At 74.0% G+C, this 21,450-nt stretch carries 18 protein-coding genes and 1 riboswitch; of the genes, 11 read left to right on the top strand and 7 right to left on the bottom strand.

Going from position 1 to position 21,450, the window contains the following annotated elements:
* The 3 genes from ACFXA3_RS08390 to ACFXA3_RS08380 form a co-directional block, all read right to left on the bottom strand.
* Nucleotides 1-702, bottom strand: a 702-nt coding sequence (locus ACFXA3_RS08390; protein ID WP_385183740.1) for an enoyl-CoA hydratase/isomerase family protein, incomplete at its 3' end; no start/stop codon positions are given.
* Nucleotides 703-890: 188 nt separating this feature from the next.
* The gene (locus ACFXA3_RS08385) at nt 891-1,112 is read right to left on the bottom strand and encodes a helix-turn-helix domain-containing protein (RefSeq protein WP_054222696.1); all 222 of its coding nucleotides are present in this window, start codon (nt 1,110-1,112) and stop codon (nt 891-893) included.
* A 373-nt stretch (nt 1,113-1,485) separates the two neighbouring features.
* Nucleotides 1,486-3,084, bottom strand: coding sequence for an ABC-F family ATP-binding cassette domain-containing protein (locus ACFXA3_RS08380; RefSeq protein WP_385183737.1), 1,599 nt, complete (start codon nt 3,082-3,084; stop codon nt 1,486-1,488).
* A gap of 217 nt (nt 3,085-3,301) precedes the next feature.
* Between ACFXA3_RS08380 and ACFXA3_RS08375 the strand changes: the two genes are divergently transcribed.
* Nucleotides 3,302-4,192, top strand: a complete 891-nt coding sequence (locus ACFXA3_RS08375) for a neutral zinc metallopeptidase (RefSeq protein WP_385183734.1) — start codon at nt 3,302-3,304, stop codon at nt 4,190-4,192.
* A gap of 128 nt (nt 4,193-4,320) precedes the next feature.
* The gene (locus ACFXA3_RS08370; protein WP_385183732.1) at nt 4,321-4,716 is read left to right on the top strand and encodes a VOC family protein; all 396 of its coding nucleotides are present in this window, start codon (nt 4,321-4,323) and stop codon (nt 4,714-4,716) included.
* Nucleotides 4,717-4,757: 41 nt separating this feature from the next.
* On the opposite strand, the gene ACFXA3_RS08365 is transcribed toward ACFXA3_RS08370, so the two are convergent.
* Nucleotides 4,758-6,347: a hypothetical protein gene (locus ACFXA3_RS08365; protein WP_385183729.1), complete on the bottom strand. Its 1,590-nt coding sequence runs from the start codon at nt 6,345-6,347 to the stop codon at nt 4,758-4,760.
* Between the two features lie 117 nt (nt 6,348-6,464).
* Nucleotides 6,465-7,595, bottom strand: a complete 1,131-nt coding sequence (locus ACFXA3_RS08360) for an alpha/beta hydrolase family protein (protein ID WP_385183726.1) — start codon at nt 7,593-7,595, stop codon at nt 6,465-6,467.
* Nucleotides 7,596-7,953: 358 nt separating this feature from the next.
* Here ACFXA3_RS08360 and ACFXA3_RS08355 point away from each other — a divergent pair, with 358 nt between their 5' ends.
* The 7 genes from ACFXA3_RS08355 (at nt 7,954) to ACFXA3_RS08325 (ending at nt 16,551) form a co-directional block, all read left to right on the top strand.
* Nucleotides 7,954-9,234 carry an anion permease gene (locus ACFXA3_RS08355; RefSeq protein ID WP_385183724.1) on the top strand — a complete coding sequence of 427 codons (1,281 nt, stop codon included), beginning with the start codon at nt 7,954-7,956 and terminating at the stop codon, nt 9,232-9,234.
* 28 nt (nt 9,235-9,262) lie between these two features.
* Nucleotides 9,263-9,484, top strand: coding sequence for a hypothetical protein (locus ACFXA3_RS08350; protein ID WP_385183722.1), 222 nt, complete (start codon nt 9,263-9,265; stop codon nt 9,482-9,484).
* Between the two features lie 114 nt (nt 9,485-9,598).
* Nucleotides 9,599-9,750: riboswitch (cobalamin riboswitch) on the top strand.
* 38 nt (nt 9,751-9,788) lie between these two features.
* Nucleotides 9,789-10,748 (top strand): cobalamin biosynthesis protein, encoded by a 960-nt coding sequence (locus ACFXA3_RS08345; RefSeq protein ID WP_385183720.1) that lies wholly within the window; start codon nt 9,789-9,791, stop codon nt 10,746-10,748.
* 11 nt (nt 10,749-10,759) lie between these two features.
* Entirely contained in the window at nt 10,760-12,265 is a 1,506-nt protein-coding gene (locus ACFXA3_RS08340) for a cobyric acid synthase (protein ID WP_385183743.1), read from the top strand.
* A gap of 112 nt (nt 12,266-12,377) precedes the next feature.
* Nucleotides 12,378-14,537 carry a putative cobaltochelatase gene (locus ACFXA3_RS08335; RefSeq protein WP_385183718.1) on the top strand — a complete coding sequence of 720 codons (2,160 nt, stop codon included), beginning with the start codon at nt 12,378-12,380 and terminating at the stop codon, nt 14,535-14,537.
* Entirely contained in the window at nt 14,537-15,136 is a 600-nt protein-coding gene (gene cobO / locus ACFXA3_RS08330; protein ID WP_385183715.1) for a cob(I)yrinic acid a,c-diamide adenosyltransferase, read from the top strand. Before ACFXA3_RS08335 ends, cobO begins: the two co-directional genes overlap by 1 nt.
* Nucleotides 15,130-16,551 (top strand): cobyrinate a,c-diamide synthase, encoded by a 1,422-nt coding sequence (locus tag ACFXA3_RS08325; RefSeq protein ID WP_385183712.1) that lies wholly within the window; start codon nt 15,130-15,132, stop codon nt 16,549-16,551. The genes cobO and ACFXA3_RS08325 overlap by 7 nt, the downstream gene beginning before the upstream one ends.
* A gap of 2 nt (nt 16,552-16,553) precedes the next feature.
* Here ACFXA3_RS08325 and ACFXA3_RS08320 read toward each other — a convergent pair whose 3' ends face one another.
* Nucleotides 16,554-17,279, bottom strand: a complete 726-nt coding sequence (locus ACFXA3_RS08320) for a ZIP family metal transporter (RefSeq protein ID WP_385183709.1) — start codon at nt 17,277-17,279, stop codon at nt 16,554-16,556.
* 86 nt (nt 17,280-17,365) lie between these two features.
* Here ACFXA3_RS08320 and cobC point away from each other — a divergent pair, with 86 nt between their 5' ends.
* Nucleotides 17,366-18,796, top strand: a complete 1,431-nt coding sequence (gene cobC, locus ACFXA3_RS08315) for an Rv2231c family pyridoxal phosphate-dependent protein CobC (protein ID WP_385183707.1) — start codon at nt 17,366-17,368, stop codon at nt 18,794-18,796.
* A 109-nt stretch (nt 18,797-18,905) separates the two neighbouring features.
* Nucleotides 18,906-20,144: a CapA family protein gene (locus ACFXA3_RS08310; RefSeq protein ID WP_385183704.1), complete on the top strand. Its 1,239-nt coding sequence runs from the start codon at nt 18,906-18,908 to the stop codon at nt 20,142-20,144.
* Nucleotides 20,145-20,155: 11 nt separating this feature from the next.
* Here the strand turns inward: ACFXA3_RS08310 and ACFXA3_RS08305 are convergent, their stop codons facing one another.
* A complete protein-coding gene (locus tag ACFXA3_RS08305) occupies nt 20,156-21,079 on the bottom strand; it encodes an SCO1860 family LAETG-anchored protein (RefSeq protein ID WP_385183701.1) in 924 nt (307 codons plus the stop codon).
* Nucleotides 21,080-21,450 lie beyond the last annotated feature (371 nt).

The raw sequence follows: 21,450 nt of genomic DNA, 5'->3' as shown, positions 1-21,450 counted from the left end.
CCGGGATCCGGCGTCGCGGAGCAGCGCCTTCGTCTCGATCACGGCGTCCCGCGGCGGAGCCAGCAGCGCCGTCGTGAGGTCCTGCACCGCCGCATCGAGTTCGCCGGCCGGGACGACCAGGTTGGCCAGCCCGATCCGCTCCGCCTCCTCGGCATGCACGAAGCGGCCCGTCGCGCAGATCTCCAGCGCGCGGGCATAGCCGACGAGCGAGGTCAGCGGCTGGGTGCCGGCGAGGTCCGGCACGAGGCCCAGGCTGGTCTCGCGCATGGCGAACTGCACGTCGTCCGCGACCACGCGCAGGTCGCACGCCAGCGCCAGCTGGAAGCCGGCGCCGATCGCATGCCCCTGCACGGCGGCGATGGACACGATGTCGTTGCGTCGCCACCAGGTGAAGGCCTCCTGGTACTCGGCGATGGTGGAGTCGAGCAGTTCGTCCGAACCGCGCGCCAGATCGAGGAAGGACGGCTCACCCTCGAAACCCTCGGGGGTGAACGCCTGCCGGTCGAGTCCGGCGGAGAAGGACTGGCCCTCACCGCGCAGCACCACGACCCGGACGGTGCCCGGCAGCGACCTTCCGGCCTCCGTCAACGCCCGCCAGAGCGCGGGGGACTGAGCGTTTCGCTTGGCCGGATTGGTCAGTGTCACCGTGGCGACCGAGTCGTCCACCGTGAGCCGTACGCCGTCCTTGTCGAGCAGAGCCATCTGTGTGCCTCCGGTGTGCAGTCGGCCGCCTCCCGGCCTAAGTGACTGCACAGTAACCACCCAGTCGACCGGACGGTCGACCGGGGGTCACCGAAGGAACCGCGGTGTGGGCAGACGTGCGCGTTGCACCCCGGCCCCGGGCCTGTCGGCCCGGGGGTACCCCCAGCGGTGGCGGGGGGAGATCCGGGTCAGGCCGTAGCCGCCTTCTTGCCGCGCGTCGCGCCACCGCGACCACGCAGCACGACTCCGGACTCACTCAGCATCCGGTGGACGAATCCGTAGGACCGGCCGGTTTCCTCGGCCAGCGCACGGATACTCGCACCGGAGTCGTACTTCTTCTTCAGGTCTGCCGCGAGCTTGTCGCGCGCGGCGCCGGTTACCCGGCTGCCCTTCTTCAGAGTCTCGGCCACCCGTGCCTCCTCATGGGAAGTGCGCTCTGGACTTCTCATGATCACCCCTCCCCGGCTTCCTGGCCACCCATTCAGCAAGGTCGGTACGACGGCATTTCTCCGGCGATGGACGCACGAGCAGAACGGAATCTCCCCTTCCGTTGCATGACGTCCGTCACACTTCTCCACCCTCACCAGGAATCTCCAGGTCAGGGGCCGGTCGCAGAAAAAAGACGGCCCCGGCGCCGCGCCCGGGCGGGCACGGCCGGGGCCGTCGTACAGAGCGCAGAGGTACGAGACCGTCTCACTCAGATGATGGATCACGCCTGAGCCGAATGATCCATAAGGAACTGGATCAACCTGCCGGGCGGTCGCGGGGCACTGCCGGCGGACGTCAGGCGAGGGCGACGAGGTCCCGGTAGTCCGGGCCCCACAGGTCCTCGACGCCGTCCGGGAGCAGGATGATCCGCTCCGGTTCCAGCGCCTCGACCGCGCCCTCGTCGTGCGTGACGAGGATGACCGCGCCCTTGTACGTGCGCAGCGCGCCGAGGATCTCCTCGCGGCTGGCCGGGTCCAGGTTGTTCGTGGGCTCGTCGAGGAGCAGCACGTTCGCCGAGGAGACGACCAGCGTGGCCAGGGCCAGACGGGTCTTCTCGCCGCCGGACAGGACACCGGCCGGCTTGTCCACGTCGTCGCCGGAGAAGAGGAACGAGCCGAGCGTCTTGCGTACGGCGACCAGGTCCAGGTCGGGCGCCGCGGAGCGCATGTTCTCCAGGACCGTGCGGTCGGGGTCGAGCGTCTCGTGCTCCTGGGCGTAGTAGCCGAGCTTGAGGCCGTGACCCGGGGTGACCTCGCCGGTGTCCGGCTGCTCGGCGCCCGCGAGCAGCCGCAGCAGCGTGGTCTTGCCGGCGCCGTTGAGGCCGAGGATGACGACGCGGGAGCCCTTGTCGATGGCCAGGTCGACGTCGGTGAAGATCTCCAGGGAGCCGTACGACTTCGACAGGCCCTCGGCGGTCAGCGGGGTCTTCCCGCAGGGCGCCGGGTCCGGGAAGCGCAGCTTGGCGACCTTGTCGGAGACGCGGACGGCGTCCAGGCCGGCGAGCAGGCGGTCGGCGCGCTTGGCCATGTTCTGGGCGGCGACGGTCTTGGTCGCCTTGGCGCGCATCTTGTCGGCCTGCGAGTTCAGGGCCGCGGCCTTCTTCTCGGCGTTCTGCCGCTCGCGCTTGCGGCGCTTCTCGTCGGCCTCGCGCTGCTGCTGGTAGAGCTTCCAGCCCATGTTGTAGATGTCGATGACCGAGCGGTTGGCGTCCAGGTAGAAGACCTTGTTGACGACGGTCTCGACCAGGTCGACGTCATGGGAGATCACGACGAAGCCGCCGCGGTAGTTCTTCAGGTAGTCGCGCAGCCAGACGATCGAGTCGGCGTCGAGGTGGTTGGTGGGCTCGTCGAGGAGCAGGGTGTCGGCGTCCGAGAAGAGGATCCGGGCGAGCTCGACGCGGCGGCGCTGACCGCCGGAGAGGGTGTGCAGCGGCTGGCCCAGGACCCGGTCGGGCAGGCTCAGGGCGGCCGAGATGGTCGCGGCCTCCGACTCGGCGGCGTACCCGCCCTTGGTCAGGAACTCGGTCTCCTGGCGCTCGTACTGCTTGAGCGCCTTCTCGCGGGTCGCGCCGGAGCCGGTGGCGATGCGCTCCTCGTTCATCCGCATCTTCTTGATCAGGACGTCGAGGCCGCGCGCGGACAGGATCCGGTCGCGGGCGAGCACGTCGAGATCGCCGGTGCGGGGGTCCTGCGGGAGGTAGCCGACCTCGCCCGAGCGGGCGATGGAGCCGCCGGCGGGCTGGCCCTCACCGGCGAGGCACTTGGTGAGGGTGGTCTTGCCCGCTCCGTTGCGGCCGACCAGGCCGATCCGGTCGCCCTTGGCGATGCGGAAGGAAGCGGACTCGATGAGGACGCGGGCGCCGGCGCGCAGCTCGATGCCGGTGGCGGTGATCACGGAAATACTCCAGGGCGGGGGGACGGCGGAAGGGGGGCAGGACGCGATGCTTCGACGCCGCTAATCCGCGAGGAGATTTGCCATGGGATTCATTCTACCGGGGGTGTGCAACTGGTTATGGGGGCGTTGACCGCCCGGTGGGCCCGGGCGCGTATCAGGATGGAGCGGGTGATACCGCGCCGCAGGGGCGGCCACGTGGAATCGAGGGCGATGCGGCATGCAGTTCGACGACGACGCCAATCTGGACACGTCCGAGGTCAAGGACGTGCGCGGCAGCCGCGTCCCGGGCGGGCGGGCGACGATCGGCGGCGGCATCGCGGGCCTCATCGCACTGGTCCTCGGGCTGCTCTTCGGGGTGGGCCCGGACCAGCTGGGGCTGTCCTCGGGGAACCCGGAGCCGGTGGCGACCTCCTCGTCCCTCAGCGAGGTGCAGCAGAGCTGTCGCACGGGGCGGGACGCGAACAGCAGGGAGGACTGCCGGCTGGTCGCGGTCGTCAACAGCACCCAGGACTTCTGGAGGGGCGAGTTCACCCGGCGCGGCGGCCGGTACGCGCCGGCGTCCACGGTCTTCTTCGCCGACCGCGTGAACACCGGCTGCGGGACCGCGACCAAGGCGGTCGGCCCCTTCTACTGCCCGGTCGACCGGCAGGTCTACCTGGACCTGGGGTTCTTCGAGGAGCTGCGGACGAAGTTCGGCGCGAGCGGCGGCCCGTTCGCCCAGGCCTACGTCGTCGCCCACGAATACGGGCACCACATCCAGAACCTGACCGGAACCCTGCAGAAGGCACAGGACGGCCGGCAGGGCGCGAACAGCAACGCGGTCAAGGTCGAGCTCCAGGCCGACTGCTACGCCGGGGTGTGGGCGCACCACGCGACGAGGACCCCGGACAGGTCCACGGGCCGGCCGCTGATCACCACCCTGACCGACCAGGACATCAGGGACGGCCTGGACGCGGCGGCGGCTGTCGGCGACGACCGGATCCAGGAGAGGTTCCAGGGCCGCGTGACCCCGGAGTCCTGGACGCACGGCTCGGCCCAGCAGCGCCAGCAGTGGTTCTACCAGGGCTACCGGACGGGCGACATGGCCCAGTGCAACACCTTCCGCTGACCGCCTGCGGCAGCCGCCCGGCCGCCCGCCCGTGGCCGCCTCGTGTGACCGCCTCCCGGCCGCTGTCGGCGCCTCCTGCCATGCTGTGGCGTGGGTCACGTCCACGACCACCAGAAGGAGTGATCGTCATGGCAGGCGTTCCGTCCATCTTTCCGACCCTGCTCTACGCCGACGCCAAGGCAGCGGTCCGGCAGCTGACGGAGGCGTTCGGATTCACCCAGGTCGCGGTGTACGAAAGTGACGACGGGGCCGTGATGCACGCCGAGCTGTCCTACGGGAACGGCGCGGTGATGCTCGGCAGCAAGGGCCGCGGCGGCGTGTTCGACAAGGTGATGGAGGGCGCCGGGCCGGTCGGGGTCTACGTCGTCGTCGACGACGTGGACGCGCACCACCGCCGGGCCGCCGAGCACGGGGTGGAGATCCTCATGGAGCCCACCGACCAGGACTACGGATCGCGCGACTACATGGCCCGCGACGCGGAGGGCAACGTCTGGAGCTTCGGGACGTACGCGCCGCAGGTCTGAGCCCGCGGCGCGCCGTCCCCCCGCGCCTGCGACCCCGGCGCCTACGCCCCGCCGGTGTGCACCTGGAACGCGGCCCGGCGGACCGCCTTGGCGAGGGCCGGGTCGGGGTGCGCGGCCGCCAGCGCGACCAGGACCTGGACGGTGCGCGGGTGGCCGACGGCGCGGACCTCGTCCAGCAGCCGCGGGACGGTGGTCCGGACGGCCGAGTCGAGGTGGCGCGCCAGCAGCTCCGCCTCCCCGTGGTCGGCGATGGCGGCCGCGGTGTCCACCCAGAGCCAGGTCGACTCCTCCGCGGTGAGCACGTCCTGGGCCTCGTCGGGGTCCACCCCGTCGTGCTCGGCGAGCCAGAGCAGGGCGTAGGGCCGCAGCGCGGGGTCGCGGACGGCGGCGCGCACCTCGGGTTCGGCCGGGCCGCCGACCACGCGCAGGGCTTCGAAGGCCAGGCCGCGCAGCAGGGCGTCCTCGCCGCGGGCCGCGTGCAGGAGCTCGCTGACGGCGTGCCCGACGGGCCGGGCGGCGAGCCAGGCCCGGTACTCGGCGCGGGCCGGTCCCGGGGTGAGCCGGGCGCAGCCGTGCAGCATCGCGGCGGCGGACTGCTCGATGTTGCCGGCCGGGCTCTGCGCGGCGACACAGATCTGTTCGAGCTTGACCCAGACGGCCCAGCTGCCGAGCGGGGTGAGGGTGGCCTGCGCGGGGCCGAGGGTGACGGCGTCGACGGCGGCGAGTCCGCCCAGCGCCCAGCGCAGCAGCCGGGCGAGCGGGACGGGCGCCGGATGGCCGGCGGCCTCGGGCTCGGCCGCCGGTGCGGGGGCCGCCTGCACCGCGACCGCCTGCGTGGCGGCGGCATGCGTGGCGGCCGCCTCCGTGGTGGCGGCCTCCGTGGTGGCGGCCTGCGTGGTGGCCGCCCGGGCCCTGACCTCCTGGGTGGCGGCCCGGGCCGTGGCCGACGTCCCGTCAGCCGGCGAAGTCTCGCGCGCCGGGGCGTCGTAGGGGACCTCGCACCGCTCGTCGCGCAGTTCGGTGACCCGCTGGCCGAGCAGGTCCAGCAGGTCCGGAACGGTCACGGGACCGGCGGACAGCTGGAGCAGGGAGAGCAGTTGGGGCATCGCCTCGACCACCTCGGCGACGACCGCGGGGGCGATGTCGGCGGGCGCCGGGTGGACCAGGGACCAGGCGTCGAACAGTGCCACCCAGCCGCGCAGTACGGCGGTGTCGTCGCGGTCCCAGGCCCGCAGCCGCCAGCCGGGCCGGGCTTGGCCGCCGTGCACCTCGACGAGGCCGGCGAGCCGGGCTCGGTCCCAGCCGACCCGGATCTGTCCGTGGGTCAGGTGCAGTGCGCCGGCGGCGCGTTCGACGTCGGCGGCGGGCAGCGCTCCCGCCGGGGCGGGGCGGCCTCCGTCACCGGCGCCGAGGTGGAGCTCGGCCCAGCGGGCGAGCCGTACGGCGTCGGCCAGCGAGGCCCGGGCCCGGCTGGCGAGTTCGGCCGTGGCCGGGGTTCCTGCCGGGGGCCGGGCAGCGGGACGCGCGCGTCGGTCGGTCACCGCCTTGCGGGCCGCGGCGACGGACCGCGGGGAGACGAGTCGGAGTCTGGAGTCGCGAGCCAACTGCTCATCAGGCTTTCGGGACGTCACGGAAGCAGTCTCGCCCGTCACCGGCCGAAAGCCCAAACGGAACCAGCCATTATCGGCGCCCGTCGGGGGGACATACGGGGAGAATGCCTCCTCCCCGTCCCGTCCGGCACACGGCCTTCACATAAGAGGGGTGAGGAACCGCCTCAGGCCTTCCTCGTATCCGGCCGGATCCGCGTTCCACATCGCCCCGTGCGGGGCGTCGTGGACGGTCCGCAGGGTGACCAGGTCGGGGCGGGCGGCGGCGAGCCGGCGCGAGGGCTCCCAGGGGGCCAGCGTGTCGTCCGGGCCGTGGAAGATCAGCACGGGGACGCGCAGCGCGCCCGGGTCCGTGCCCGGGGGCCGGTGGTCGGCGCCCAGCCCGGCGCGGCCCTCGGCGGCCCGGACCGCGAACGGCACCAGTGCGGCGGGGGTGCGGCGCGCGGCGACGAGTGCGCGCAGGGTGGTGTGCCAGTCGAGCACCGGCGAGTCCAGCACGAGTCCGGAGATCCGGTCGGCGAGGGCCGAGCGCTCGGCGGCGTGCAGGGCCATGGCGGCGCCGGTGGACCAGCCGTGCAGGACGACCCGGCGGGCGCCGTAGCGCAGGGCGTAGCGGATGGCGGCGTCCACGTCCCGCCATTCCGATTCGCCGAGGTGGCCGAGACCGTCCGGCGAGGCGGGGGCCCCGAGGTCGCCCCGGTAGGCGAGGTCGAGGACGGGCATCCGCTGGCCGTGCAGGAAGGGCATGACCACCATCGGGTGCTCGCGGGTGGCGCCGAGCCCGTGCACCGCGATCACCCAGGTGTCGCGGGCGCCGGGCACGAACCAGGCGGGCAGTGCGCCGAGCTCGCCGGGGACGTCGACGTCGGCGTGGTCGAGCCCGAGGGCGGTGCGCGGGTTGCCCGCGTGGACCTGGGGGGTGAGGGTGACGCGGGCGCCGGGTTCGAGGCTTCCGTGGGTGACGGCGAGCAGCCGGCGCACGACGGTGTCCGGGCCCTGGGCGGCGCCGTCGAGGACGGGCCCGACCACGGCGTGCACCCCGGGGGCGGTGAGCCCGTACGTGCCGGGGAGCAGGGAGGCCAGCGAGCGGGTCAGCGTGACGCGGCCGGAGCCGGCGGCGTGGACGCTGAGCCGCGGTCCGCCGGGCAGGGGGCGGCCGGGGTCGTGCCGCTGGGCGGCGTCGGCCGCGTACCGGCCGGCCGCGACCGCGGCCGCACCGGCCCCGACGAGGGTGGTCGCGACGGCCGCGGCCGTCGCTGTGGCGGTACGCACCGCTCCAGTGTCGGGGCGCGAGCGCGAACGGGCCACCGGAGGAGCGGAATGCTCCGGTTGAGGCCGGGCGGCGCCGGGCAGGGATCGCGAAGAGCCTCTCGCAGATGCGGCCGGCGAAGTGATCTGGATCACTTCCAGGGCCCCTCGGGGGCGGGCCCGGGGGCTTCCGCACCCCCGCGGAGCCGTTCGTTCACCCCTCTTTGACGTGCATTAATCGGGATATCAGCCAAAAAAACCGGACGAAGGTCCCGATGGCACGACGGGCCAGTACACCGCTCCGCCCGAGTCAGTTCATCTTCCGTTCACTCAGGTTGCCTACGGTCGCCGAGCCACTGACGCCAAACAGAAGCCTGGGTAAATGGAGCACATAACGCTTCTCCTCGGGATCGTGATCATCACCGCTCTCGTGTTCGACTTCACGAACGGTTTCCACGACACAGCCAACGCGATGGCCACCACCATCTCGACCGGCGCCCTCAAGCCCAAGACGGCGGTGGCCATGTCCGCCGTGCTCAACCTCGTCGGCGCGTTCATGTCCGTGGAGGTCGCCAAGACGATCTCCAAGGGTCTGATCAACGAGGAGGGCATCCAGCCGGAAGTGATCTTCGCCGCGCTGGTCGGAGCGATCCTCTGGAACCTCGTCACCTGGCTGGTCGGACTCCCCTCCAGCTCCTCCCACGCCCTGATGGGCGGCCTGATCGGCGCCGCGGTCGCCTCCGCCGGCATCGGCGCGGTCAACGGCAGCGTCGTCGTCACGAAGGTGCTGATCCCCGCGGTCGCCGCCCCGATCGTGGCCGGTGTGGCCGCGATGCTGGCCTCGAAGGTCACGTACAAGCTCGGTGGCAAGGTCGGCGGCAAGACCGCCACCAAGGGCTACCGCGCCGGGCAGATCGCCTCGGCCGGTCTCGTCTCCCTCGCGCACGGCACCAACGACGCGCAGAAGACGATGGGCATCATCACCCTGGCCCTCGTCGCGGGCGGCGCCCTGGACTCCGGCGCGAACCCGCCGGTGTGGGTCATCGTCTCCGCGGGTCTGGCCATCGCGCTCGGCACCTCCCTGGGCGGCTGGCGCATCATCCGCACCATGGGCAGCGGCCTGACCGACCTCCAGCCGCAGCAGGGCTTCGCCGCCCAGACCTCGGCCGCGAGCGTCATCCTGGCCTCCTCCACCCTCGGCTTCTCCCTCTCCACCACCCACGCGTGCTCCGGCGCCGTCATGGGTGCGGGCCTGGGCCGCAAGGGCGGTGTGGTCCGCTGGTCCACCGCCACCCGCATGTTCATCGCGTGGGGCCTGACCCTGCCGGCCGCCGCCGTCGTCGCCTCCGGCGCCGAGCTGGTCATGCGCACCGGTGACATCGGCGTCGCCGCCGTCGCGCTCTTCCTGGTCGCCTCCTGCGTCGCCATCTGGCTCATCTCGCGCCGCCAGGTCGTCGACCACAGCAACGTCAACGAGGCGCAGGCCGCCGCGGCCGAGGAGCCGGGTGTCGTCACCACGGCCATGGCCGCCGTCACCGTCCCGCCGACCATGGCCGCCGAAGCCGCCGCCGGTACGACCGCAGCGGTCACCGACGAGGACCTGAAGGCCACCATCCCGGCCGCCGCCCCCGCGGCTCCGGCGGCCCCCGCCGCCGCGGTCTGACCCCGAGAACGACAGAGGATTCCGCAGTATGAAGATCGACTGGGCAGCACTCGGCTCCGTCTTCGGGGTCAGCCTCTCCGCCACCGTCGCGCTCGTGGCCCTGTTCACGATGGGCCTGGTGGGTCTCTCCAAGCACGAGGCCGCCACCGAGCAGGGCGGCAGCGCCACCCTGGCCCGCAGCGGTGCGTACGTCTGCTTCGCGGTCGTCGCGGCGGCCGTGGTGTACGGCTTCTACCTGATCGTCGCCTGACCGGTTCGGACACGGCGTACGAAAGCTCCCTCCGGGTTTCCCGGGGGGAGCTTTCCCGTGCCCGGGAGCCGTTGCCGCGGGCTGCCCCGCCGCAGGTCAACGGCGAGTTGACGGGCCTTCGCGGTGCGTGGTGGACTGCGCGAGCCAATACGGCGGCATGGAGAGGAAGTCCGGTGCGAATCCGGCGCGGTCCCGCCACTGTCACCGGGGAGCACGCGGCACGTGCGCCCCGGGAGCCAGGAACTCCCACCGCCGGACACGTCGAACCAGGGCGCGGACCCTGAGTGAGGACATACCTGCCACCATGCGTGCCGACCGCGTCTTCGCGTACGGCGCCACGGCGGGCCTGATCGGCGACCGGATCCTCGGTGATCCGCGCCGAGGGCACCCCGTGGCCGCCTTCGGACGAGCCGCCACCGCCGTCGAACGCGCCCTGTGGCGCGACGACCGCGCCCGGGGCCTCGTCCACACCCTCGTGTGCGCCGGGGGCGCGGCCGCCGTCGGCGCGCTGGGCGCCCGCGCCGTGCGCTCCCGGCCCGCGGCCGCCCGTATCGCCCTGACCGCGGTGGCCACCTGGGCCGTCGTCGGCGGAACCTCGCTGGGCCGGGAGGCACGCGCCATCGGCGGCGCGCTCGCCGCCGGGGACGCCGAGGTGGCCCGGGAGCGGCTGCCCCACCTGTGCGGGCGCGATCCGCAGGCCCTGGACGAACAGCAGATGGCCCGCGCCGTCGTGGAGTCGGTCGCCGAGAACACCTCCGACGCCGTGGTCGGGGCCCTGGTGTGGGGCGCCGCAGCCGGGGTACCCGGGCTGCTGGCGTTCCGCGCCGTGAACACCCTCGACGCGATGGTGGGCCACAAGTCCCCGCGCCACCTGCGCTACGGCTGGGCCTCCGCGCGGCTCGACGACCTCGCGGGCTGGCCGGGCGCCCGGCTGACGGCCCTGGCCGCCGTACTGGCCGGCCCCGACCGGCGGGGAGCCGTACGGGCCTGGCGTGCGGACGCCGCGAAGCACCCGAGCCCGAACGCCGGGCCCGTCGAGGCCTCGTTCGCCGGGGCGCTCGGCGTCCGGCTGGGAGGCACCCTGGCGTACGGGGGCCGGATCGAGCACCGGGCCGTGCTGAACGGCGGCGCGGGGCGGCCGGTGGAGGTGGCGGACATCGAACGGGCGGTACGGCTGTCACGTCAGGTGACGTGGCTGGCCCTGGGGGCGTGTGTGGCACTGCGCTGTGCGGTGACCCGTGGGACTGGGAGGGGACGCCGGTGAGCGGCGGAAAGCTGGGCGGGGGACTCCTCGTCGCCGGCACGACCTCGGACGCCGGCAAGAGCGTGGTCACGGCGGGGATCTGCCGCTGGCTGGCCCGGCAGGGCGTGAAGGTGGCGCCGTTCAAGGCGCAGAACATGTCGCTGAACTCGTTCGTGACGCGCGAGGGCGCCGAGATCGGGCGGGCGCAGGCGATGCAGGCGCAGGCGGCCCGCGTGGAGCCGACGGCGCTGATGAACCCGGTGCTGCTCAAGCCCGGCAGCGACCGGAGCAGCCAGGTGGTGCTGCTCGGCAAGCCGGTGGGCGAGATGAGTGCGCGCGGCTACCACGGGGGCAGGCAGGAACAGCTCCTCGGGATCGTCACGGACTGCCTGGAGCAGCTGCGGGGCACGTATGACGCCGTGATCTGCGAGGGGGCCGGCAGTCCGGCCGAGATCAACCTGCGCCGGACCGACATCGTGAACATGGGCATCGCGCGGGCCGCGCGGTTCCCGGTCGTCGTGGTCGGGGACATCGACCGGGGCGGCGTGTTCGCCTCGTTCTTCGGGACGACGGCGCTGCTGTCACCCGAGGACCAGTCCCTGATCGCCGGCTACATGGTCAACAAGTTCCGCGGCGACGTGTCGCTGTTGGAGCCGGGGATGGAGATGCTGCGTTCCCTCACCGGGCGGGCGACGTACGGCGTGCTGCCCTTCCGGCACGGGCTGGGCATCGACGAGGAGGACGGGCTGCGGGTCTCCCTGCGGGGCGCGGTGCGCGAGTCGGTCGTGGCCCCGCCGGTCGGCGAGGACGTGCTGCGGGTCGCGGTGTGCGCGGTGCCGCTGATGTCGAACTTCACGGACGTCGACGCGCTGGCCGCGGAGCCGGGCGTGGTGGTGCGCTTCGTGGACCGGGCCGAGGAACTGGCCGACGCGGACCTGGTCGTCGTACCGGGGACGCGCGGCACGGTGAGGGCGCTGGAGTGGCTGCGGGAGCGCGGGCTGGCCGACGCGCTGCTGCGGCGGGCCGCGGAGGGCCGCCCGGTGCTGGGTGTCTGTGGCGGCTTCCAGGCGCTCGGCGAGCACATCGAGGACGAGGTCGAGTCGAAGGCCGGCTCGGTGGCGGGGCTCGGGCTGCTGCCGGTGCGCGTGCGGTTCGCGGTGGAGAAGACCCTGGCGCGGCCGGAGGGCACGGCGCTGGGCGAACCGGTCACCGGCTACGAGATCCACCACGGGGTGGCCGAGGTCCTGGGCGGCGAGCCGTTCCTGGACGGCTGCCGGGTCGGGTCGGTGTGGGGCACCCACTGGCACGGCTCGCTGGAGTCGGACGGCTTCCGCCGGGCGTTCCTGCGGGAGGTCGCGGCCGCCGCCGGGCGCCGCTTCGTCCCGGCGCCGGACACGTCGTTCTCGGCGCTGCGGGAGGAACAGCTGGACCTGCTCGGCGACCTGATCGAGGAGCACGCCGACACGCGTGCGCTGCTGGGGCTGATCGAGGGCGGCGCCCCCGCGGGCCTGCCCTTCCTGCCCCCGGGTGCCCCGTGAGGGGCCGGGCCCGTCCGTGCGCGGCGGCCGTTCCCGGCCGTCCCGCACGCAGGCCGGGCCGCAGCACCCGTTGCCGTACCCGTACCCGTACCCACGAAGGAGGGGGCACCACATGAGCACGCCCTACCCGTTCACCGCCGTGGTCGGCCAGACCGACCTGCGCCTGGCGCTGCTGCTCAACGCCGTGAGCCCCGCGGTCGGCGGCGTGCTCGTGCGCGGCGAGAAGGGGACCGCCAAGTCCACCGCCGTGCGCGCCCTGTCGGCGCTGCTGCCGCAGGTGGACGTCGTGCCCGGCTGCCGGTTCTCCTGCGCGCCCGGCGCCCCCGATCCGGCCTGCCCCGACGGTCCGCACGAGCCCGGCCCCGGATCCGCACGGCCCGCGCGCATGGTGGAGCTGCCCGTCGGCGCGTCCGAGGACCGCCTCGTCGGAGCCCTCGACATCGAACGGGCCCTCGCGGAGGGCGTGAAGGCCTTCGAGCCCGGTCTGCTGGCCGACGCGCACCGCGGGATCCTGTACGTCGACGAGGTCAACCTGCTGCACGACCACCTGATCGACCTGCTGCTCGACGCCGCCGCCATGGGCGCCTCCTACGTGGAGCGCGAGGGCGTCTCCGTCCGGCACGCCGCCCGCTTCCTGCTCGTCGGCACCATGAACCCCGAAGAGGGCGAGCTGCGGCCGCAGCTGCTCGACCGGTTCGGGCTGACCGTGGAGGTCGCCGCCTCCCGGGAGCCCGCGCAGCGCGTCGAGGTGGTGCGCCGCAGGCTCGCCTACGAGGACGATCCCGCGGGCTTCGCGGGCCGCTGGGCCGGGGACGAGCAGGAGGTGCGCGCCCGGGTCGTGGCCGCCCGCGCCCTGCTCCCCCAGGTGGTGCTGGGTGACACCGCGCTGCTGCAGATCGCCGCCGCCTGCGCCGGGTTCGAGGTCGACGGCATGCGCGCCGACATCGTGATGGCCCGGACCGCCACCGCGCTGGCGGCCTGGGCCGGGCGCACCCGCGTACACAAGGAGGACGTCCGCCGGGCCGCCCTGCTGGCGCTCCCCCACCGGCGCCGGCGCAATCCCTTCGACGCGCCCGGCCTCGACGAGGACAAGCTCGACGAGATCCTGGACCGCTTCCCCGACGAGGAGCCGGACGACGAGCCCGACCCCGAGCCGCAGGGTCCCGACGACGGCGGCCCCGAGGACGGCGGCCCGGACGGCGGAGGCGGCGGGGTCCCGCCGCAGAGCGGACCCGAGGCGCCCGAAGCGCCCCGGTCGCCCGAGGATCCGGGAGCGCAGGACGACCCGGCCCCCTCGGCCCCGGAGGCACCGGAGGCCCCCGAGCGCCAGCCCGCCTCGCAGGACGGGGCGGCGCCCGAGCAGGCCGCCGTACGGGCCGCCGAGCCGTTCCGGACCAAGGTGCTCAGCGTGCCGGGCCTCGGCGAGGGCGCGTCCGGGCGGCGTTCGCGCGCCCGGACCGCGCACGGCCGGACCACCGGCTCCCAGCGCCCCCGCGGCCAGCTGACGAAGCTGCACCTCGCGGCGACCGTCCAGGCCGCAGCCCCGCACCAGAAGGCGCGCGGGCGGGCCGGGCGCGGTCTGGTGGTCCGCAAGGACGACCTGCGCCAGGCCACCCGGGAGGGCCGCGAGGGCAACCTGGTGCTGTTCGTGGTCGACGCGTCCGGGTCGATGGCCGCCCGGCAGCGCATGAGCGCGGTCAAGGGCGCGGTGCTCTCGCTGCTGCTGGACGCCTACCAGCGCCGCGACAAGGTCGGCCTGATCACCTTCCGGGGCGCCGCCGCCGAGCTGGCGCTGCCTCCCACCTCCTCGGTGGACGCGGCCGCGGCCCGGCTCGAACAGCTGCCGACGGGCGGGCGCACCCCGCTCGCCGCCGGCCTGCTCAAGGCCCACGAGGTGCTGCGGATCGAGCGGCTGCGCGATCCCAGCCGCCGTCCGCTGCTCGTGGTCGTCACCGACGGGCGGGCCACCTCGGCCGGTTCCGCCGGTGCGGGCTCCCCGGCCGGTTCCGCCGCCGGCCGGGCGGACGGCTCGCCGCGCGAGCTGGCCGGGCGCAGCGCCCGGCTGCTCCAGGCGCAGGGCGTCACGTCCGTGGTCGTGGACTGCGAGTCCGGGCCGGTCCGGCTGGGGCTGGCCGGTGTGCTGGCCGCCGACCTCGGCGGGCCCGCCGTCACGCTCGACGGGCTGCGGGCCGATTCGCTGGCCGGGCTCGTGAAGAACGTACGTACCGCAGCAACTTCCCCGTCTCACCACACCGCCAGGAGGGCCGCGTAATGCCGCAGGGACAGCCGACCGTCGTTCCGGACGACGGACTCACGACGCGCCAGCGCCGCAACCGCCCGCTCGTCTTCGTCCACACCGGTCCGGGCAAGGGCAAGTCGACGGCGGCCTTCGGGCTGGCGCTGCGCGCCTGGAACCAGGGCTGGCCGATCGGGGTGTTCCAGTTCGTCAAGTCGGCGAAGTGGAAGGTCGGCGAGGAGAACGCGCTCAAGGTGCTCGGCGCCTCCGGCGAGGGCGGCTCCGTCGTCTGGCACAAGATGGGCGAGGGCTGGTCCTGGGTCCAGCGGGACGCGCAGCTCGACAACGAGCAGGCGGCCAAGGAGGGCTGGGAGCAGGTCAAGCGCGACCTGGCCGCCGAGACTCACAAGCTGTACGTGCTCGACGAGTTCGCGTACCCGATGCACTGGGGCTGGATCGACGTCGACGAGGTCATCGAGGTGCTCCGCAACCGTCCCGGTACCCAGCACGTGGTGATCACCGGGCGCAACGCCCCGGAGAAGCTGGTGGAGTTCGCGGACCTGGTGACCGAGATGACCAAGGTCAAGCATCCGATGGACGCCGGCCAGAAGGGCCAGAGGGGCATCGAGTGGTGAGACCGCTGCACGTTCCGCGCCTGGTCGTCGCCGCGCCGTCCTCCGGCAGCGGCAAGACCACGGTCGCGACGGGCCTGATGGCGGCCTTCTCGGGACGCGGCCTCGCCGTGTCCCCGCACAAGGCCGGGCCCGACTACATCGACCCCGGCTACCACGCGCTGGCCACGGGCCGGCCCGGGCGCAACCTGGACGCCTTCATGTGCGGGCCGGAGCTGGTGGCCCCGCTGTTCGCGCACGGGGCCGCCGGGTGTGACCTGGCGATCGTCGAGGGCGTGATGGGCCTCTACGACGGGGCCGCGGGGCGGGGTGAGCTGGCGTCGACGGCGCAGGTCGCGAAATTGCTGCGGGCGCCGGTGGTGCTGGTGGTCGACGCCTCCTCGCAGTCGCGGTCGGTGGCGGCGCTGGTGCACGGCTTCGCGTCGTTCGACCCGCAGGTGCGCCTGGGCGGCGTGATCCTCAACAAGGTGGGTTCCGACCGGCACGAGGCGATGCTGCGGGAGGCGCTGGAGGAGGCCGGGACGCCGGTCCTCGGCGTGCTGCGGCGGGCTCCGCAGGTGGCCGCGCCGTCGCGGCACCTGGGGCTGGTCCCGGTGGCCGAGCGGCGGTCGGACGCGCTGTCCTCCGTCGCCGCGCTGGCGGAGCAGGTCCGGGCGGGCTGCGATCTGGAGGCCCTGCTGGCGCTGGCCCGCACGGCCCCGCCGCTGGACTGCGAGGCGTGGTCCCCGCAGGGCCCCCGGACGCCGGACGGCCTGGCGCAGGGCCCCGGCGACGGCGCCGCGCCCGCGGGCCACGGCGGAGCCCCCGGCGGACGGCCGGTGGTCGCCGTCGCCGGCGGGGCCGCGTTCACGTTCTCCTACGCCGAGCACGCGGAGCTGCTCACCGCCGCCGGTGCGGAGGTCGTCACCTTCGACCCGCTGCGGGACGAGGCGCTGCCCGACGGCACCGCCGGCCTGGTGATCGGCGGCGGTTTCCCGGAGATGTACGCGCCCGAACTGTCCGCCAACGAACCGCTGCGGGCGGCCGTGGCCGCCTTCGCCGCGGCCGGAGGCCCGGTCGCCGCCGAGTGCGCCGGGCTGCTGTACCTGGCGCGGTCGCTGGACGGGAAGCCCATGTGCGGGGTCCTGGACGCCGACGCGCGGATGTCGGAGCGCCTGACCCTCGGCTACCGCGAGGCCGTCGCGGTCTCGGACAGCCCCCTCGCCGCCACCGGGACCCGGCTGCGCGGCCACGAGTTCCACCGCACGGTGATCGAACCCGGCGCCGGCGCCGCCCCGGCCTGGGGGTTCACGCACCCCGAACGCCGGGTCGAGGGCTTCGTACAGCAGGGCGTGCACGCCAGCTACCTGCACACGCACTGGGCGGCGGAACCCTCCGTGGCCCGGCGTTTCGCGCAAGCGGCGGCAGCGCACCGGTGACGTCAGTCCGCGAGGCCCACCACCAGCCAGATCCCGGCCACTCCGCCCACCGTGCACATCAGCGTGGACAGGGCGGGGTGCTTGTGGTGCGCCTCGGGCAGGATCTCGGCGGCCGCCAGGTACAGCAGGGCGCCGCCGAAAAAGCCGAGGTACGCCCCGAGAGGTTCCTCCGGAAGAGTGAACAGCAGGGTGGACGCCGCGCCCAGTACGGGGGCCACCGCGTCCGCGAAGAGCATCATCAGGGCCTTGCGGCGGGCGTTGCCGTACAGCCGGGTGAGCGTGTAGGTGTTGAACCCGTCGGCGAAGTCGTGCGTGATGACGGCCAGCGACACGGCCACGCCCATCCCGCCGCCGACCTGGAAGGCCGCGCCCAGGGCGACGCCGTCGGCGAAGCTGTGGCCGACCATCGCCGAGGCCGCCGTCAGCCCGACCTCGGGGACTCGGCCGCCGTTCTCCGCGCCGTGCGCGGCCTGCCGTACCGCCAGCAGGCGTTCCACGACGTGCGCGATCAGGAACCCGGCCACGAAGAGCAGCAGGGCGAGCGGAACGCCGAACACCTCGCGGCCGGCCGCGTGCAGCGACTCCGGCAGCAGGTCGAGGCCCACGACGCCGAGCATCAGCCCGCCGGCCAGGCCCAGCACGAGGTGGCGGCGGTCGGTGACGCGCTGCGCCGTCCATCCGCCCGCCAGGGTCATCAGGAACGCGCCCAACGCCACGATCACGGCCATGTGCCCCTGAATACCGACTCCTCGGCCCGTGCGCACGTGCGCGCGCGGGCGGCGGGTCACGAACCATTGACGACTACGGAGGGGGCATGAACCCGGTGGGCGAGTACGCGACGCAGCTGGTGGTCGGGGTCGGCGGACGCGCGGGGGTGTCCGTGGCGGAGGTCTGCGCCCTGGTCGAGGAGACGCTGCGGGGGGCGGGGCTGGCCGCCGGGTCGGTGAAGGCGCTGGCCACGGTGGAGTCGAAGGCCGGCGAGGCGGGGATCACGGGCGCGGCGGAACGATTCGGCGTGCCGCTGCTGAGCTATCCCGCCGAGGAGCTGGCGGGTATCCGCGTACCGCACCCCTCCGATGCGGTGCGCGACGCCACCGGGACCTCCTCGGTGGCGGAGGCCGCGGCGCTCGCGGGCGGCGGGGAGCTGCTCGTACCGAAGCGCCGCTCGGTGGCGGCGACCTGTGCCGTGGCCACCGCGCAGGCCCACGACCTGCGCCACCACGGGGACGCGGAAGTGCGCGGCGACGGCAGCGCGCTGGTCGACCTCGCGGTGAACGTACGGGCGCACACCCCGCCCGAGTGGCTCAGGCAGCGCATCGCGGCTTCGCTCGACGGCCTTTGCGCATACCCCGACGGGCGGGCCGCCCGCGCGGCGGTGGCGGCTCGGCACGGGCTGCCGGCCGAGCGGGTGCTGTTGACGTCCGGGGCCGCGGAGGCGTTCGTGCTGATCGCGCGGGCCCTGGGCGCCGAGCACCCGGTGGTGGTGCACCCGCAGTTCACGGAGCCGGAGGCGGCCCTGCGCGACGCGGGGCACACGGTGGAGCGGGTGGTGCTGCGGGCGGCGGACGGGTTCCGGCTGGATCCGGCGGCGGTGCCGGAGGAAGCGGACCTTGTGGTGGTGGGCAACCCGACCAACCCGACGTCCGTCCTGCACCCGGCGGCGGCGCTGGCCGCGCTGGCCCGGCCGGGCCGGATCCTGGTCGTGGACGAGGCGTTCATGGACGCGGTGCCGGGCGAGCCGCAGGCGCTGGCCGGGCGGACGGACCTGCCGGGTCTGGTGGTGCTGCGGAGCCTGACCAAGACCTGGGGCCTGGCGGGGCTGCGGATCGGCTACGTGCTGGCCGAGCCCGAGGTGATCGCGAAGCTGGCGGCGGCGCAGCCGCTGTGGCCGGTGTCGACGCCGGCGCTGGTGGCGGCGGAGGCCTGTACGACCCCGGCGGCGCTGGCGGAGGCGGAGGCCGCGGCCCGGCAGATCGCCGTGGACCGGGAGCACCTGCTGGCGGGACTCGCGGAGTTCGAGGAGATCACGGTGTCGGGGGTGGCGGCGGGGCCGTTCGTCCTGATCCGGGTGGCGGGCGCGGCGGAGGTCCGCACGCGGCTGCGCGCGCTGGGTTTCGCGGTCCGTCGCGGGGACACCTTCCCGGGCCTGGACGACTCCTGGCTCCGGCTGGCGGTCCGGGACCGGGCAACGACGGGGCGTCTGCTCCAGGCCCTCGACCACGCGCTGGCGCTGACCGCACGCTGACCGGCTGCGCCCCGCGGCGCCGGGAAGATCCGGAGGCCAAGGCTCCGTTGGCGGGGCGGGCCGGGGTAGGCGATGATCTCGGCAACAGCGGGAAACCGGGGGGTCGGGAGTGCACACGAAGGTGAAGACGGGCCTGGCGGCGGTCGCGGTGGCGGCCGTCGCCGGCGGGATCCTGGCCTTGCCGAGCCTGCTCGACCACGGCAAGGACGCGGGCGAGCAGCGGCTCGGGGCCGAGCCCGGCCGGGGCAGGGCGAGCGCGGGCAAGGCGAGTGCGACGACGCCCGCCGGCGCCAGACCGTTCACGCTGGTGGCGACCGGCGACATCATCCCGTACCCGTCGATCGTCGAGCGGGCGGCGGACGACGCGCGGGGCAGCGGCCAGAGCCATGACTTCCGCAAGATATTCGCGGGGGTCAAGCCCCTGGTGGCCGCCGCCGACCTGGCGATATGCCACCACGAGATACCGTACGGCCGGCCCGGCGGCCCCTACACCGGATATCCCGCGTTCAAGGCCCCGCACCAGCTGGCCGACGCCCTGAAGGACGCCGGCTACGACAGCTGCTCGACCGGCTCGAACCACACCCTGGACGACGGCTACGACGGCCTCGTCCGCACCCTGGAGCACCTGGACCGGGTCGGCATCAAGCACGTCGGCTCGGCCCGCAGCGCCGAGGAGGCCAAGGCCCCGGCGGTGCTCTCGGCCGGCGGCGCCAAGGTCGCCCAGCTGGACTACACGTACGGGACGAACGGCATCCCGGTCCCGGCCGGCAAGCCCTGGTCCGTGAACCTGCTCGACCAGAACCGGATCATCGCCGACGCCCGGGCGGCCCGGGCGGCCGGCGCGAACGTCGTCGTCCTCAGCGTCCACTGGGGCACCGAGTGGCAGACGGCCCCGGACAAGCAGCAGCTCGATCTGGCGCAGGCGCTCACGGCCTCGCGCGGCCCGGACGGGCTCCCCGACATCGACCTGATCCTGGGCACGCACAACCACGTTCCGCAGCCCTACGAGAAGATCAACGGGACCTGGGTCGTGTTCGGCATGGGCGACCAGGTCGCCAGCTTCTACGAGGCCGACAAGGCGCGCGGCAACATGTCCTCGATCCCGCGCTTCACGTTCGCCCCGGCGGCCGCCCACCCCGGCCGCTGGGAGGTGACCAAGGCCGAGTACCTCACGCAGTACTCGGACATGGACCCGCCGTTCCGCGTCGTGTGCACCTCCTGCGCCCCCTCCGACGCAGGGCTGGGCGCAGCCAGGCAGTCCGCGTACTCCGCCGTCGACAAGCAGGTCAGCGCCGCCGTGCTGTCGCGCGGAGCCGACAAGCAGGGGCTGGTGCACGCCACCCGCTGACCCCGGGCCCGTCAGGAGGTGCGGCCGCGCCGGGTCACGACGAGCGCGGTGGCGCCGATGCCGAGCAGGACCAGCGCACCCCCGGCGACGTACGGGGCCGGCGAACCGCCGCCGGTCTCGGCCAGGTTGGCGCCGGTGGTGATCCCGGCCCCGGTCCCCGGGGCGCTCTGCGGCTTGACGTCGGGCCGGTCCGACGGCTGCGGGGCCGGCCCGGCCGGGGCTTCGCAGTGCGCCTCGGCGAGCCCGAGCTCGCCGTCGACCTGCGCCACATTGAGGTCCAGCGGGTTCACGGACACCTTCAGCCGCAGCGCGGCCGCGGCGGCCGTGGTGGAGGTGGTGGACGTGGTGGAGAGTTCCAGGCCGACCGAGCCGACCTTGGGGACCTCGATCCTGGTCGGGCCCCCGGCCGAGAGGGTGACCTTCTTTCCCAGGACGGTCACCGCGCCCAGCACGTTCGCGTTGGCCACTGGCTTCTTGCCGGCCTCGCACACGGCCTTGGACGTGACCTTCTCCACCTGGATCAGGGAGAGCAGCGGCAGCCCCGGCACGTGCACCTTGGCGTTGGCCAGGCCGGCCTCCGCCTCGGCGCGGTTCTTGTCCGCGGTGGCCTTGGAGGTGGCCACGTCGGCGCGGAGCACGCTCACCGGCTGCCCGCCCTCGACGCCGTCGAGGGTCACGGAGAGGGCGGTCTTCTGGGCCGTCGCGGGCGCGCTGACCTCGTTGAGGGTGGTCTTCAGCGGCACGTCGACGGTCTTGTTGAGCAGGCTCACGTCCAGTCCGGCGCGCAGGACGACCGCACCGGACGTGCCCTCGCCGCCGCTGCCGCCGGCCGGGCCGGCGCCCGTGGTGGCGAAGGCGGGCGGGGCGGTGAGCAGGGCGACCGCTCCCGTGGCGAGCAGGACGGCTGCGGGCATGCGGAAGGTGTTGCTGTTCAAGGTGGTGGAACCCCCGGGGAGATGGGAGCCGCCGCGCCGCCAATGGGGGACATCGCGGGCCGACGGCCGCTGACCCTGGGAATTTTTACGCACGGAGAGTGAACGGGCGGCAACCTGCTGCGAGTTCACCCCAATGGGTGGTTTCCGTGCATATATTCGATGCACTGTGCATCACAAAGAACGGGAGTTCCTTTCCGCCACGGAGCGGAGGGGAATACGCCGAGGGCCGGGGGGGCCGCCCGCGCGGGAAACACACCCCGCGCGCCCCCCCGCGCCCCGGGGGGGGCCCCCCCGGGGGAAGGGGAAGTTTATGGGGGGGGGCCCCCCCACCCCCCCGGGGAGCGGGGCGGTGTCTTATAAAAAAAACACAA

Source organism: Streptomyces sp. NPDC059456 (genome assembly GCF_042750055.1).
GTDB lineage: Bacteria > Actinomycetota > Actinomycetes > Streptomycetales > Streptomycetaceae > Streptomyces.
This window is presented reverse-complemented; position numbering and strand designations above follow the sequence as displayed.